At 68.0% G+C, this 13,505-nt stretch carries 15 protein-coding genes; 7 read left to right on the top strand and 8 right to left on the bottom strand.

Translation table 11 applies throughout. From position 1 onward, the window contains the following. The first annotated feature begins 20 nt into the window (after positions 1–20). Positions 21–725 carry a glutathione S-transferase N-terminal domain-containing protein gene (locus tag H556_RS0109865; RefSeq protein ID WP_024354260.1) on the top strand — a complete coding sequence of 235 codons (705 nt, stop codon included), beginning with the start codon at positions 21–23 and terminating at the stop codon, positions 723–725. Between the two features lie 44 nt (positions 726–769). Here the strand turns inward: H556_RS0109865 and H556_RS16155 are convergent, their stop codons facing one another. From H556_RS16155 to H556_RS0109850, 3 genes are all read right to left on the bottom strand, one after another. Continuing rightward, a complete protein-coding gene (locus H556_RS16155; protein WP_081650944.1) occupies positions 770–943 on the bottom strand; it encodes a YegP family protein in 174 nt (57 codons plus the stop codon). Positions 944–1,044: 101 nt separating this feature from the next. After that, positions 1,045–2,217: a benzoate/H(+) symporter BenE family transporter gene (locus tag H556_RS0109855; protein ID WP_024354259.1), complete on the bottom strand. Its 1,173-nt coding sequence runs from the start codon at positions 2,215–2,217 to the stop codon at positions 1,045–1,047. Positions 2,218–2,371: 154 nt separating this feature from the next. After that, a complete protein-coding gene (locus tag H556_RS0109850) occupies positions 2,372–3,169 on the bottom strand; it encodes an enoyl-ACP reductase FabI (protein WP_162140912.1) in 798 nt (265 codons plus the stop codon). Positions 3,170–3,301: 132 nt separating this feature from the next. On the opposite strand from H556_RS0109850, the gene H556_RS0109845 reads away from it, so the two are divergent. Next, positions 3,302–3,643, top strand: a complete 342-nt coding sequence (locus tag H556_RS0109845; RefSeq protein WP_024354257.1) for a DUF2794 domain-containing protein — start codon at positions 3,302–3,304, stop codon at positions 3,641–3,643. Between the two features lie 146 nt (positions 3,644–3,789). On the opposite strand, the gene H556_RS0109840 is transcribed toward H556_RS0109845, so the two are convergent. Continuing rightward, positions 3,790–4,539, bottom strand: coding sequence for a Bax inhibitor-1/YccA family protein (locus H556_RS0109840; RefSeq protein ID WP_003168359.1), 750 nt, complete (start codon positions 4,537–4,539; stop codon positions 3,790–3,792). A 126-nt stretch (positions 4,540–4,665) separates the two neighbouring features. Here H556_RS0109840 and thpR point away from each other — a divergent pair, with 126 nt between their 5' ends. Genes thpR through mmcB form a run of 3 tightly spaced genes read left to right on the top strand, consistent with a single transcriptional unit; the run spans position 4,666 to position 6,240 of the window. Beyond that, the gene (gene thpR / locus H556_RS0109835) at positions 4,666–5,205 is read left to right on the top strand and encodes an RNA 2',3'-cyclic phosphodiesterase (RefSeq protein ID WP_024354256.1); all 540 of its coding nucleotides are present in this window, start codon (positions 4,666–4,668) and stop codon (positions 5,203–5,205) included. After that, complete coding sequence (locus tag H556_RS0109830) at positions 5,202–5,768, top strand: GNAT family N-acetyltransferase (protein WP_024354255.1); 567 nt, start codon at positions 5,202–5,204, stop codon at positions 5,766–5,768. The genes thpR and H556_RS0109830 overlap by 4 nt, the downstream gene beginning before the upstream one ends. Before the next feature lie 25 nt (positions 5,769–5,793). Continuing rightward, entirely contained in the window at positions 5,794–6,240 is a 447-nt protein-coding gene (mmcB, locus tag H556_RS0109825; protein ID WP_024354254.1) for a DNA repair putative endonuclease MmcB, read from the top strand. 4 nt (positions 6,241–6,244) lie between these two features. Here mmcB and H556_RS0109820 read toward each other — a convergent pair whose 3' ends face one another. The 3 genes from H556_RS0109820 to H556_RS0109810 all read right to left on the bottom strand — a co-directional run bounded on the left by H556_RS0109820 (position 6,245) and on the right by H556_RS0109810 (position 8,922). Next, positions 6,245–6,958, bottom strand: a complete 714-nt coding sequence (locus tag H556_RS0109820) for a M48 family metallopeptidase (RefSeq protein ID WP_024354253.1) — start codon at positions 6,956–6,958, stop codon at positions 6,245–6,247. Then, positions 6,924–8,204, bottom strand: coding sequence for a polyhydroxyalkanoate depolymerase (locus tag H556_RS0109815; RefSeq protein WP_024354252.1), 1,281 nt, complete (start codon positions 8,202–8,204; stop codon positions 6,924–6,926). The genes H556_RS0109820 and H556_RS0109815 overlap by 35 nt, the downstream gene beginning before the upstream one ends. A 97-nt stretch (positions 8,205–8,301) precedes the next feature. Then, positions 8,302–8,922, bottom strand: coding sequence for an SCO family protein (locus H556_RS0109810; RefSeq protein WP_024354251.1), 621 nt, complete (start codon positions 8,920–8,922; stop codon positions 8,302–8,304). A 103-nt stretch (positions 8,923–9,025) separates the two neighbouring features. On the opposite strand from H556_RS0109810, the gene H556_RS0109805 reads away from it, so the two are divergent. Both H556_RS0109805 and H556_RS0109800 read left to right on the top strand, forming a co-directional pair. Further along, positions 9,026–10,525 carry an ActS/PrrB/RegB family redox-sensitive histidine kinase gene (locus H556_RS0109805; RefSeq protein ID WP_024354250.1) on the top strand — a complete coding sequence of 500 codons (1,500 nt, stop codon included), beginning with the start codon at positions 9,026–9,028 and terminating at the stop codon, positions 10,523–10,525. A 70-nt stretch (positions 10,526–10,595) separates the two neighbouring features. Beyond that, entirely contained in the window at positions 10,596–11,150 is a 555-nt protein-coding gene (locus tag H556_RS0109800) for an ActR/PrrA/RegA family redox response regulator transcription factor (RefSeq protein ID WP_024354249.1), read from the top strand. Between the two features lie 98 nt (positions 11,151–11,248). On the opposite strand, the gene H556_RS0109795 is transcribed toward H556_RS0109800, so the two are convergent. Further along, positions 11,249–13,321 (bottom strand): transglycosylase domain-containing protein, encoded by a 2,073-nt coding sequence (locus tag H556_RS0109795; protein WP_155802467.1) that lies wholly within the window; start codon positions 13,319–13,321, stop codon positions 11,249–11,251. Between the last annotated feature and the right edge of the window lie 184 nt (positions 13,322–13,505).

Below are 13,505 nucleotides of genomic sequence, written 5' to 3'. Positions count from 1 at the left end.
CACACCAGCCGGAGCGTTCCATGGCCGACCTGTCCGCCTTCCCCGTCACCCGCCAGTTTCCGCCGCAGCATCCTGACCGGTTGCAGCTCTACTCTCTGCCGACGCCCAATGGGGTGAAGGTCTCCATCATGCTGGAGGAGTTGGGCCTGCCTTATGAGGTCCACCGGGTCGACATCAGTAAGGATGAAACCTGGACGCCTGAGTTCCTGTCGCTGAACCCCAACGGCAAGATCCCGGCGATCATCGACCCCGACGGTCCCGGCGGGAAGCCGCTGCCCCTGTTCGAGTCCGGCGCCATCCTGGTCTATCTGGCTGAGAAGTCAGGGCGCTTCCTGCCGACCGATCCGGCAGCGCGCTATGAGACCCTTCAGTGGGTCTTCTTCCAGATGGCGGCCATCGGCCCGATGTTCGGCCAGGTCGGCTTCTTCCACAAATATGCGGGCAGCGCCTTTGAGGACAAGCGGCCGCGCGACCGCTACGTCGCGGAATCGCGGCGTCTGCTGGGCGTTCTGGAAGGTCGGCTGAAGGATCGCCAGTGGATCATGGGTGACGACTACACCATCGCCGACATCGCCACTCTGGGCTGGGTGCGCAATCTGGTCGAACACTATGGCGCGGGCGATCTGGTCGGCTATGCGGACTTTCCGCATGTCGCCGCCTGGCTGGAACGCGGCGTAGCGCGTCCGGCCGTGCAGCGGGGGCTGAACATCCCGCCGCTTTCCTGAAGAAGGCGAGGGCGGACGCTTGAGCAGCCCCCGCAATCTACGGCTCAGATTTCTTCGGCCGGGGCGTCAGGAACGTATTTCTTGATCGACTCGATGGCGCGCTTGGCGCCCGACTTGTCGGAATAGCCTTCGGTAGAGAAGATGATCTCGGAGTTGTACTTGAACCGCACGCGGTACTCGCCAGCCTTGTCCTTATAGACTTCGAACTTGTGCGCCATGATCGCCTCGCTCTGACGGCCGCCAGTCGGCCGAGGGCAGAAGGCTGCCACGGTCCAGCTTCGGGCGTAAAGAGTGCGAAATGTAAAACGCCGTCATCGCTTCAGGAGCGCGCGGGGATCCATCGTCGCGCCGCCAGCGCCAGAAATCCGACGGCCAGTCCCCAGAAGGCCGAGCCTACGCCGAACAGGGCGACGCCCGACGCCGTGGCGGCGAAGGTCAGCACGGCGGCCTCGCGATTCTTGACCTCGCTCATCATGGCGCCCAGCGACCCGGTCAGGGGCGCGATCAGGGCCAGTCCTGTGATGGCGGCAAGCGCGCCGGTCGGCATGGCGATGAACAGGCCCGCCAGCGGCGCCGCGAACAGGGCGACGACCAGATAGAACAGGCCGTAGATCACCCCCACGGTCCAGCGTCTGGCGGGGTCGGGGTGGGCGTCCGGCTCGGTGCAGATGGCGGCGGTGATGGCGGCCAGATTGACGCCGTGCACGCCGAAAGGGGCCAGAAGCGTGCTGGTCAGCCCGCCCCAGAAGATCAGCTTTCCGGCGGGCGGGGCGTAGCCTGCGGCCCTCAGCACCACCAGACCGGGCAGGTTCTGCGAGGCCAGCGTCACCAGATACAGCGGCAGGGCCAGACTGACCGCCGCCTTCCAGTCGAAGGCTGGCATGACCGGCGACAGGGCGCCGAACAGGCCGGTTCCCTCGGGCAGGGCGACCTGCCCACGCACGGTCAGAACCGCGAAGGCGGCGACCAGAACGGCGGGCAGGGACCAGGCGGGCGCCAGACGCCGCATCACCAGAAAGACCAGCAGCAGCCCCGCCGCCAGCATCAGATCTGTTGGAAACACCAGGAACAGCTTGAGACAGAAGGGTAGCAGCACCCCCGCCAGCATGGCCGAGGCGACGGCGGCGGGAATGCGCTCGGCCAGTCGACCCAGCGCCGGGACCAGCCCGGTCAGCACCATCATCAGCCCGGCGATGACGAAGGCGCCCACGGCTGTCGACCAGCCGAGGCCCAGCGTCGAGGCCGCCAGCAGGGCCGCGCCCGGCGTCGACCAGGCCAGCACGACCGGCATCTTCAGTCGCCAGCTTAACACCGCGCCGGGCAGGCCGATGCCCAGGCACAGGGCCGTGACCATGGAGATGATCTGGCCGGGCGACGCGTCCATCGCCTGTCCCGCCTGAACGATCAGGGCGACCGTGCCGCCGAAGCCGACGACGGTGGCCACGGCGGCGGCGGAAAAACTGGCGGGAGGAGGCAGGCGCGCGGAACTCATGCGCCCAAGCTAGGCCGGGCGGCGGCGTGTCGAAAGCGGAAACCTATCTTCCGCTCATCTCGGCGTCAGCCGGGATGAGCGGGTAGTGGAGGAGATGCAAAAAAGGCCGCCGGTTCGCCCGACGGCCCTCTGTGTTCGCATGAAGTCGGGGGGCTCAGCCCTCCATATCGTCCGGCAGGCCGACGGCGTGGAAACCGGCGTCGACGTGGACGACCTCACCCGTGGTCGAGCGGCCCAGATCCGAACACAGCCACAGGGCGGCGCCGGCGACGCCTTCCATCGAGGTCTCTTCCTTGATCAGCGAGAACTGGGCCGACTTGGAGTGCAGGCCGCGCCCGCCCGAGATGCCCGCCAGCGACAGGGTGCGCATGGCGCCCGCCGAGATGGCGTTGACGCGGATGCCCTTCGGTCCCAGGTCGCGCGCGATATAGCGGGTGGCGGCTTCCAGCGCGGCCTTGGCCACGCCCATGGTGTTGTAGTTGGGGATGACCCGCTCGGAGCCGAGGTAGGTCAGGGTGATCATCGAGCCGCCGTTGGGCATCAGTTTCGCCGAACGCTTGGCCACGTCGACGAAGCTGAAGGCCGAGATGTTCATGGCCAGCAGGAAGCTGTCGCGGGTGGTGTTGTCGACGAAGGAGCCCTTCAGCTCGTCCTTGTTGGCGAAAGCCACCGAGTGGACGACGAAGTCGATCGTGCCGAATTCCTTCTCCAACTCGGCGAAGGCGGCGTCCATGGAGGCGTCGTCGGTGACGTCGGCCTGGATCAGCAGCTTGGCGCCGACGCTTTCGGCAAGCGGGCGCACGCGGCGCTCAAGCCCCTCGCCCAGATAGGTGAAGGCCAGTTCGGCGCCCTGCGCCGCCAGCTGAGAGGCGATCCCCCAGGCGATGGAGTTGGAGTTGGCCACCCCCATGATCAGGCCCTTCTTGCCCTTCATGAGTTCGCCGGTGGGCATGTCCCAGCCTTCGCTCGTCGCCATGGTTCGTCTCCGTATCTAGAACTTGATCCGCCTTTTGGACGGGCGCGCGGCGGGTGACAAGTGAGTGCTGACGCTGGCGTTTATCCGCCAGCGGCCTAAGTTGGCGTCATGAGCTTCGACGCCGACAGTTCGAACGCACAGCCGCAAGCCGGGCCGGTCTTCTTCGACCGCCGTGAACTGGACCAGGTGCTGCGGGTCTATGGGCGGATGGTGGCGGCGGGCGAATGGCGCGACTATGCGATGGCCGGGGCCAGGGAGCATGCCGAGTTCGCGGTCTTTCGCCGCCACGGCGACGCACCCGTCTATCGCATCGAGAAACGTCCGGCGCTGCGTCTGAAACAGGGCCAGTGGGCGGTGATCGGGGAGGGCGGCCATGTGCTGAAGCGCGGCCGCGATCTGGCCCAGGTGCTGCGCGTGTTCGACAGCCGGAAGTTCACGGTGGTGGAGTAGGGCGGGTGACAAAGCAGGGGCCAAAGAAAAGGCCCCGACGTCGCCGTCGGAGCCTCATTTGTTTGGCCTATCGCCCTTCGGGCTGCTTGAGGGCCGCGCTCAAGTCGGCTGTGACCGCGTCACAGCCATAGCGCATCTGGAAATTCCTATTCGCGGCCGCCCATGAAGGCGAGCAGGAACTGGAACAGGTTGATGAAGTTGATGAACAGGCTCAGGGCGCCGAAGCCCGTGGCCACGCCCATGGCGTTCTTGTCGCCGCCGAGGGCGTAGTAGGTCATCTTCAGACGCTGGGTGTCATAGGCGATCAGGCCCGAGAAGATCAGAACGCCCAGACCCGAGATCACTAGGCCGAACATGCCCGACTTCACCAGGAAGGCGTTGACCAGCATGGCCAGGATCAGGCCGATCAGGGCCATGATCAGGAAGGTGCCCATGCCGCTGAGGTCCTTCTTGGTCGTGTAGCCGACCAGGCTCAGACCCGCGAAGGCGGCGGCGGTGACGAAGAAGGTCGAGGCCAGCGAACCGCCCGTATAGCGCAGGAACAGCACGCCCAGACCGGCGCCGATGGTGGCGACCACGGCCCAGTAGAGCATGTTCACGCCCTTGGCCGTCGGGTTCTTCATGAAGAACATGGAGCCGAACAGCATGACCAGCGGCGAGAACTGGATGATCATGCCCAGCATGGTCAGGCCGATGCGGCCGTCCGGCATGCGGGCGAACAGCAGTTGCTGCACCGCCGGGACGTTGCCGGTGACGTAGGCCAGGACGCCGGCGACGACCAGACCGATCGCCAGCTTGTTGTAGACGCCCAGCATGAAGGCGCGCAGACCGGCGTCGACGGACATGTCCGCCGACTGCGGAAGCGGGCGCGCATAGCCGTTGTTGAAGTCGCTCATCGCGAAAGAAGTCTCCCATTCGGCCGGGAAGGTCCCGACCTTTGGCTCAAATATCGGGACGCGCGGGCGTCCATGCAAGAAAAACCGGACTTCCGGCCGCCGGTTCCGCCCGCTACCAAGGGTCGCATGTTACGTCTGTTCACCGCTATCGCCATTCCCGACGACGTCGCCGAGACCCTGGCGCGGCGTCAGTCCGGCCTGCCCGGCGCCCGCTGGCGGCCGCTGGACGCCCTGCACGTGACCCTGGCCTTCTATGGCGAGGCGTCAGAGCGCACGGCTGACGATCTGGCCTCCGAACTGACCCGCGCCGAGGGCGGAGGGCCGTTCGAGATCACCCTGAACGGCGTCGGCGCCTTCGGCGACGCCCACCGCAGCCACACCCTGTGGGCCGGGCTGGAACGTTCCGAGCCGCTGAACGTCCTGGCCGGACGGTGCCGCGCGGCAGGCGAGCGCGCGGGCGCCCCGCCGGAGAAGCGCGAATACCGGCCGCACGTCACCCTGGCCTATCTGAAACCTCAGGCGAACCCCGACCGTATCGGCGCCTGGATCGCCGGGCACAATCTGCTGAAGTCGCCGCCGATCCGCGTGGATCGCTTCGGCCTCTATTCCAGCGTCCTGACTGGCGACGGCAGCGTCTACACCCTGGAACGCGAGTATCTGCTGTGACCGACCGCCCGACATCCCCTCTCGGCCCCACGCTGGAGACGGAGCGACTGTTCCTGCGCCCGCCGACGCTGGAGGACTTCCCCCGATGGGCCGACTTCATGAGCGACCCTGAGACGACCCGCTTCATCGGCGGGGTGCAGTCGAAGCACGAGGTCTGGCGCGCCATGGCCTCGGTGGCGGGCATGTGGGCGCTGCAGGGCGAGGGCATGTTTTCGGTGATCGAGAAGGAGACCGGCCTGTGGATGGGACGGATCGGACCGCTGCACCCCTATGACTGGCCGGGCCGGGAAGTCGGCTGGAGCCTGCATCGCGACGCCACGGGCAAGGGCTATGCGCTCGAGGCGGCTGCCGCGACCATGGACTACGCCTTCGACGTGCTGGCGTGGCCCGACGTCATCCACTGCATCGACCCGGACAACCGCGCCTCGGAGAAGCTGGCCGAGCGGCTGGGTTCGACCAATCGCGGGCCGGGCGTGATCCCGCCGCCGTTTCACGAGCACAAGGTCAATCTGTGGGGCCAGACGCGCGATCAGTGGCGGGTGAACCGGCAGCGCTTGCGGTAGGAACGCAAGGAGAACATAAAGGCCCATGGCCGCCGCCGCGCTTCATCTCGAACTGGTTTTCAGCCGCCCTGAAACGACCCTGTCCGTCACGCGGGGAGCGGCGCGGCTGCTGGTCGACATGGGCTATGCGCCGCTGCTGGAAGTCTGCCTGCCCAACGGACGGCGCGCCGACGTCATGGCGCTGGGGCCCAAGGGCGACATCATCATCTGCGAGGTGAAGTCGGGCGTCGACGACTATCGCGTCGACCGCAAATGGCAGGAGTACGGCCCCTTCTGCGACGCCTTCTACTTCGCCGTGGCGCCTGAGTTTCCCGAGGGCGTCCTGCCGGGCGGACCGGGCCTGATCGTCGCTGACGGCTTTGGCGGGGCGGTGGTGCGCGACGCGCCCTCCACGCCCCTGGCGCCTGCACGCCGCAAGGCCCTGACCCTGGCCTTCGCCCGTCTGGGCGCGCTGAGGGCGATGCGCGAGTAAACGCCTATCCGTCAACCGCATGCAGGGATGCGCCATGCTCGCGCAGCCAGCGGCGGTGCGGGCGGTGGTCGCCGATCAGTCGGGTGACGACGGACCAGTAGGCGGGGCTGTGGTCGGCGTGGACCAGGTGGGCCACTTCGTGCGCGGCCAGGTAGTCGGCCACCGCGGGCGGGGCCATGACGACGCGCCAGGAATAGCGGATCGAGCGGTTGTGCGGGCTGCAGGAGCCCCAGCGCGAGCGCGTATCGACGATCGACACCTTCACCGGCGCCTGCCCGAGGGTCTTCAGGTGGACCAGCGTGCGCTCGGTCAGGAAGTCGCGCGCGGCGCGGCGGAACCAGTTCTCGATGCGGCGGGAAAAGGCCTCGCCCTCGCCGCCGGAACGCAGCACAGGCCCCTCGGGCGTGTCGATCAGGCGCGCTGCGCCTGCGCCGCCGCTGGCTTCCAGCCGCACGGTGCGGCCCAGCCAGGTCACGACGGCGCCCGGCTCGAACGGCTGCGCATCAAGGCGTGCGGCCAGGCGTTCGGCGATCCATCCGGCCTTGGTGCGGGCGAAGGCCACGACCTCGCCAAGGCGCCGCTCGCTGGGGGCCACGGCCACGGCCTCGCCGGCGCGGGCGTCGATGCGGATCGACAGCCGCCGCGCGCGCGGATTGACCGACAGTCGCAGGGCGCCGCCGCCCTCAAGCGGCAGACGCTGACCGTTCCGGTACGACACTGATCGCTTCGTTTTGGGCGATGAAATCGCGCACGCGGGGATAGATCTCCTCGCGGAACCGGCGGCCGTTGAACACGCCGTAGTGGCCGACCTTGGGCTGGACGTAGAGCAGGCGCCGGTCGTCGGGGATGTTCGGCGTCAGGCCGTGTGCGGCCTGGGTCTGGCCGACGCCGGAGATGTCGTCCATCTCGCCCTCGATGGTGGCCAGGCCGATGTCGGTGATGGCCGTCAGATCCACCGTCTGGCCGCGATGCTCAAGCAGGCCGCGCGGCAGCAGATGCTGCTGGAAGACGATGTCGATGGTCTGGAGATAGAACTCTTCGGTCAGGTCCAGCACCGACAGATACTCGTCGTAGAACTGCTCGTGCTTTTCCACGCCGTCGCCATCGCCCGCCACCAGATCCTCGAAATAGCGGCGATGGGCGTCGACGTGCTTGTCTTCATTCATCGACATGAAGCTGTAGAGCTGGACGAAGCCCGGATAGACCCGCCGCCCGACGCCCGGATAAGGCAGGGGCACAGTGTGGATCATGTTCGACTTGAACCAGGTGAAGGGCTTTTCCTCGGCCAGCTGGTTCGTCACCGTCGGGGACAGGCGGGCGTCGATGGGCGAGCCCATGAAGGTCATGGAGGCGGGGCGGTTCGGGTCGTCCTCGGCGGCCATCACGGCGCAGGCGGCCAGCACCGGCGGCCCCGGCTGGCAGACGCCGACGACATGGGCGCGCGGCCCGACGGCGGCCAGCATGTCGCGCACATGGTCGATGTAGTCGCTGAAGTCGAAGCGGCCTTCCAGCATCGGCACCTGACGGGCGTTGGCCCAGTCGGTGACATAGACGTCGTGGTCCTGAAGGAAGGTCTCGACCGTGCCGCGCAGCAGGGTGGCGTAGTGGCCCGACAGCGGCGCCACGATCACCACGGCGGGCGCGGCGGCCGGTCGCCCCGCGCGCTTCAGGTCGCCGATGTTGCGGGCGAAGCGCACCAGCCGGCACCAGGGCGAGGACCACACCACCTGTTCGGTGGTGCGGACGGGCTTGCCGTCGATCTCGATCGTCTCAAGGCCCCAGTCAGGCTTGCCGTAGCGGCGCGTCAGGCTCTCGAACACCTCGGCGGCGGCATAGGCGGTGCGGCCGATCGCCGTGTCCGACGCCGGATTGAGCGGAGAGGTCCAGAACTGGCGGGCCATCTGGGCCCCGATCCGGAACGGAGCCGCCGAATGATAGGCGAGCTCGTGAAAAGCGTAGAGCATGAAACCCCGACTGCGGCCCCCGCCGATGCGGAACGCCGATCATACAGGATGATGCGGTGCAAAAAAGACCGGCCGCGCCGCGTTCAGGCAAAGGTGATCAGCCCTTCTCCATCGCGTTCTCGATCAGGGCCACGGTGCGGCTGGGCCCCAGATCGTGGGCGACGGCGCTGCGGAACCTGCCGTCCGGCCCCATCAGATAGACGGTCAGGCCATGGTTCATGGTGTAGCCCTCGCCCTCGCCGACCTTCTGATAGAAGGCGCGGTATTCCTTGGCGACCTGGGCCACCTGTTCCGGCGTGCCGGTCAGGCCGATGACGCCGTCGGGGAAGCCGTCTGACGACAGATAGTCCTTCAGCATCTGCGGCGTGTCGCGCTCGGGGTCGATGCTGATGAAGACGATCTGCAGGTTTTTGGCCTTGTCGCCCATCCGCTCCTGCACGGCGTTCAGCACGCCAAGCGTGGTCGGGCAGTAGTCGGGGCAATAGGTGAAGCCGAAGAAGACCAGGCTCCATTTGCCCTCAAGAATCTTTTCGGTGACCACCTGCCCGTCCTGATTGGTTAGGGTGAAGGGGCCGCCGACCAGGGGCTGGCCGGTCGCCGCATCCGTTGTCTGCGCCGCTTGTTGACGACCGCCGACCACCACCATGGTGATCAGGCCCAGCGCCAGGGCGATGACCGCGCAGGCGGCGGCGAACAGGATGACGGGACGGCGGGGCATGGCCTCTCCTTGAGGGGAACGAAGCGGATTATCGGGCGAGCGCGACACATGGCGCGACACAGGGCGCCGTGCAGCCGCCCTTCGCCCGGTCTATAGAAGAGGGGTGAGCCAGACAGAAGCCCCCATACCGCCGCACGCCCCCCCGCATCTCCTGGCCCAGGCGGGCGGCGAGCTGGCCGGTCTGCCCGAACTGCCCCGGCGAGGGCGCGGTCTGTCGCTGCGCACCCTGATCGTGCTGCGCTGGCTGGCGGTGATCGGCCAGACCTGCGCCATCCTGACCGCCTATTTCGCCCTGCACTTTCCCTTGCCGTTATGGGAGTGCCTGACGGTGATCGGCGCGGGCGTGGCGATGAACCTGGCCACCATGGCGCGGGCGCGGCGTATCGACGGCAGCCTGCCGGACGGGCCGCGAACCGCCGCCCAGCTGGGCTTCGACATCCTGCAGCTGGCGACCCTGCTGGCCCTGACGGGGGGATTGGCCAACCCCTTCTGCCTGCTGCTGGTCGCGCCGGTGACGATCGCAGCGGCGGCCCTGCCTGCGCGGCAGGCCGTCATTCTGGGCGTGATGGCGCTGATCGCCGTGGGCTTCCTGTTCTCCTGGTCCCTGCCCCTGCCGTGGCGCCTGCATGAGCATCTGGAACTGCCGGGCCTCTATCGTCTGGGGCTGGGGCTGGCGCTGGTGACGGGGGTGCTGTTCACCGCCGGCTACGCCTGGAAGGTGGCCGCCGACGCCGACAAACTGGAACTGGCCCTGGCGACGACGCAGGACGTGCTGCAACGCGAGCAGAGGCTGGCGGCCCTGGGCGGTCTGGCCGCCGCCGCCGCTCATGAGCTGGGCACGCCGCTGGCCACCATACAGGTCGTCGCCAAGGAGATGTTGCGCGAGGCCGCTCCCGACAGCCCCGCCGCCGAGGACGCGGGCCTGATCCTGCAACAGGCCGAGCGCTGCCGCGCCATTCTGAAGCAACTGTCGGCCCAGCCCGAGGAAGGCGACGCCCTGTTCGCCGACATCGATCTGAAGACCCTGCTGGAAGAGGTGGCCCAGCCGCATCGCGGCTTTGATCTGGACTTCGACATCAGCCTGAAGGTCCCGCCGGGACAGGCCGCGCCGCGCGTGCGTCGCCTGCCCGAGATCGTCCACGGCCTGTCCACACTGGTCGAGAACGCGGCCGACTTCGCCACGGCGCGAGTGCAGTTGACCGCCGTGGTCGACGCCGGATGGATCGAGATCGACATCGTCGACGACGGCCCCGGCTTCGCCTCTGAAATCCTGCCGCGTTTGGGCGAGCCCTATGTGACCAGCCGCCCGCAGGCCAAGGCCCGCCGCGCCCTGGCGGCCCAGATCGCCTCGGCGTCCAGCCCCGCACGGCGGGGACGACGCGCGCCGCCGCCACCGGTCACCGCCCCCATCGCGCCCAGCCAGGGCGGCATGGGGCTGGGCTTCTTCATCGCCCGCACCCTGCTGGAACGGACGGGCGCCAAGGTCTCGGTCGGCGCGGGCTCGCCCGCCAAGGGCCAGCCGGGCGGCGCTCTCGTTTCCGTACGCTGGGCGCGTCAGGCGCTGGAAGTCACCGCCTCGGCGATGGACGGCGACGGAACCTGATGTCGCAGTTGCGAGCTTGGCTCTTGACCCTGCGTCGCTGACGCACGACCTGAAACGGCAGGAGAATTTCATGTCCGAACTCGAGACCCAGATCGCCGCCCTCAACGACAAGTCCCTGCTGCTGCTGGACGACGATCAGGCGTTGCGCACCCGGCTGGGCCGGGCGCTGGAAACGCGCGGGTTCGCCGTCACCGTCGCCGGTTCCGTAGCCGAGGCCAACGAGGCCCTGCGCCAGTCGGTCCCGGCCTTCGCGGTGCTGGACATGCGGCTAGAAGACGGCAACGGCCTGAAGGTGGTCGAGATGATCCGCGAGCGGCGCGAAGACGCCCGCATCGTCATGCTGACCGGCTACGGCGCCATCGCCACGGCCGTGGCGGCGGTCAAGGCGGGCGCGGTCGACTATCTGCAGAAGCCGGCCGACGCCGACGACGTGGTCAAGGCGCTGCTGTCGACCGGCGAGGCGCCTGAGCCGCCTGAAAACCCCATGTCGGCCGATCGGGTGCGCTGGGAGCATATCCAGCGCGTCTATGAGCTGTGCGACCACAACGTGTCCGAGACGGCGCGCCGTCTGGGCATGCACCGCCGCACCCTGCAACGCATCCTGGCCAAGCGCGCCCCGCGATAGGCTGCTTTTTGCGCGCTATGCTCGCGACGCGGTCGCTCGCGGCTTGAGCGCGCCGCCTTTCCTTCTCCCCACAAGGGGAGAAGGTGGCCGACACCCATTCAGAAGAATAACGAGTCCGGGCGCCGTTCCTGCTGCGGCGCAGGGGGCGTCTGCGGCCGAGCGGGGCGCGTCGCCGGGGGCTGTTGCGGCTGGGCCGGTTGCGGGGCCTGGCCGTCGATGATCACGGGCGGCGCTGCGTCATACGGCGTGGCCGTGGCGTAGGGGTCTTCGACCTGGCCCATCAGGTCGCCGACGGGATCGGGCGCAGTCCAGCCTTCCGGCAGAGGGGGGCCGTTGGGGATGGGCTGGACGGCCAGACGCGGCAGGGCCGCCTCCATGAAACCGCGCCAGATGGCGGCCGGGGACGAGCCCCCGGTGATGCGGGCCATCGGCTTGTTGTCGTCCTTGCCGACCCAGACGGCGGCGACGAAGCCGCCCGTATAGCCGACGAACCAGGCGTCCTTGTAATCCGAGGTGGTGCCGGTCTTGCCGGCGATGTCGCGCCCGCCGATCGCCGCCGAACGGCCGCTGCCCGAGGTGACGACGCCGCGCAGCATCTGGTTCATGTAATAGAGCGGCGGATTGTTGATGGCCTGGCCGCCTTCCGACGGGCCGTGGGTGTAGATGACGCGGCCGGACGGGGTGCGGATGCGGCTGATGCCATAGGCGTCAACGCGGCGGCCGCCGTTGGCGAAGGCGTCGTAGGCCTGGGCCATCTCCAGCGGGCTGACCTCGACGGCGCCCAACGCCATGGAGGGCTGCAGGCCGATCTCGCTGGTGATCCCCAGACGCTTGGCGGCGCGGGCCACGCTGTCGCGTCCGACCTGATCGGCCACATAGGCGGCCACCGTATTGGTTGACTGGGCCACAGCCTGAGCCAGGGTCATCTGGCCGGAGAAGCGGCCTGAATAGTTGCGCGGCGACCAGCCGCCGATGGTCACGGGCTGGTCGATCACCGGCGTCTCGGGCGTATAGCCCGCCTCGACCGCGGCCAGATAGACGAAGGGCTTCCAGGCCGAGCCGGACTGGCGCCGCGCATCCACCGCGCGGTTGAACTGGCTGTCGCCGTATGAGGCGCCGCCGATCATGGCGCGCACCCGGCCGTCGCCGTCCAGGGCGACAAGCGCGGCCTGTTCGACGCCCTTGCCCTTGTCGCGATCCAGGATGCGGCGGACGGCGCGCTCGGCGTCGGTCTGAAGGGTCAGGTCAAGCGTCGTCTCGACGACCATGTCCTCGGTCGGTTCGCCGACCAGGCCGCGGATCTGCTTGTCCAGCCAGTCGATGAAGTATTGGGCGTGCTGGCTGGCCAGGGTTTTGGACACCCGCACCGGCTCGGCCACGGCGGCCTCGCGCTGGGCCGGAGTGATGGCGCCGACCTCGACCATTTCGTTCAGCACGACGTTGGCGCGGGCAGCAGCGCGCTCGCTCTCGGAAACCGGCGAATAGCGTGAAGGCGCCTTCAGAAGGCCCGCCAGCAGGGCGGCCTCGCCGACCGTCAGCTTGTCGGCGCTCTTGTCGAAGTAACGCTGGGAAGCGGATTCGATGCCGTAGGCGCCGGCGCCAAAATAGACCCGGTTCAGGTAGAGGGCGAGGATCTCCTTCTTGGAGAACTTCATCTCCAGCCAGACGGCGAGGATCAGTTCCTGCACCTTGCGCTTCATGTTCTGATCGGGCGTCAGGAACAGGTTCTTGGCCAGCTGCTGGGTGATGGTCGAGCCGCCCTGGACCACGCGCCCGGCCCTCAGGTTCGAGGCCATGGCCCGGCTCATGCCGATCGGATCGAAGCCGGGGTGGTGATAGAAGCGGCGGTCCTCGATGGCCACGAAGGCGGCGGGGACGTAGTCGGGCAGGGCGTCCAGATCGACTGGCGGCGCCATCTGGGTGCCGCGCACCGCGATCAGGGCGCCGGAGCGATCCAGATAGGTGATCGAGGGCTGGCGATCGACTTCATACAGGCTGGAGGTGTCCGGCAGGTCGCGCGCGAAGACGGCCAGGAAGACCACGGCGAAGATCAGGCCCCAGACGGCCAGCACCGCGCCCCAGTAGAACAGGCGGCCCATGACGGTTCGACGCGGCTTTGCGCCTCCCTGCTCGTTCCGGTCGGGTCCGCGGTCGTTGCGCGCCATGAACATCCCTTTATGCCAGCGACGTGGACCCTAGACCATTTTCGGTTCAGTCGGAATCGACTGAACCCAGAACAATGGTCCAGAATTAGCTGGAGCGAATATCTGAGTTTGGTTGGACGAGCGTCCAACCAAACCGATTTCGCTCTAGCCGTTCCCGTCGCCCGCGAAAACGCCCCCGTTTTCGATCGCG

Source organism: Brevundimonas naejangsanensis DSM 23858, assembly GCF_000421705.1.
GTDB lineage: Bacteria > Pseudomonadota > Alphaproteobacteria > Caulobacterales > Caulobacteraceae > Brevundimonas > Brevundimonas naejangsanensis.
The sequence above is the reverse complement of the archived record's forward strand: the minus strand, read 5'-3'. Positions and strand labels throughout refer to the sequence as shown.

Coding starts and splice junctions, on each gene's coding strand:
- H556_RS16155 (WP_081650944.1), bottom strand. CDS start 943: ATGGCGCACAAGTTCGAAGTCTATAAGGACAAGGCTGGCGAGTACCGC.
- H556_RS0109810 (WP_024354251.1), bottom strand. CDS start 8,922: ATGCCCCGCCGTCCCGTCATCCTGTTCGCCGCCGCCTGCGCGGTCATC.
- H556_RS0109840 (WP_003168359.1), bottom strand. CDS start 4,539: ATGAGCGACTTCAACAACGGCTATGCGCGCCCGCTTCCGCAGTCGGCG.
- H556_RS0109795 (WP_155802467.1), bottom strand. CDS start 13,321: ATGTTCATGGCGCGCAACGACCGCGGACCCGACCGGAACGAGCAGGGA.
- H556_RS0109815 (WP_024354252.1), bottom strand. CDS start 8,204: ATGCTCTACGCTTTTCACGAGCTCGCCTATCATTCGGCGGCTCCGTTC.
- H556_RS0109855 (WP_024354259.1), bottom strand. CDS start 2,217: ATGAGTTCCGCGCGCCTGCCTCCTCCCGCCAGTTTTTCCGCCGCCGCC.
- thpR (WP_024354256.1), top strand. CDS start 4,666: ATGTTACGTCTGTTCACCGCTATCGCCATTCCCGACGACGTCGCCGAG.
- H556_RS0109850 (WP_162140912.1), bottom strand. CDS start 3,169: ATGCCCACCGGCGAACTCATGAAGGGCAAGAAGGGCCTGATCATGGGG.
- mmcB (WP_024354254.1), top strand. CDS start 5,794: ATGGCCGCCGCCGCGCTTCATCTCGAACTGGTTTTCAGCCGCCCTGAA.
- H556_RS0109845 (WP_024354257.1), top strand. CDS start 3,302: ATGAGCTTCGACGCCGACAGTTCGAACGCACAGCCGCAAGCCGGGCCG.
- H556_RS0109865 (WP_024354260.1), top strand. CDS start 21: ATGGCCGACCTGTCCGCCTTCCCCGTCACCCGCCAGTTTCCGCCGCAG.
- H556_RS0109800 (WP_024354249.1), top strand. CDS start 10,596: ATGTCCGAACTCGAGACCCAGATCGCCGCCCTCAACGACAAGTCCCTG.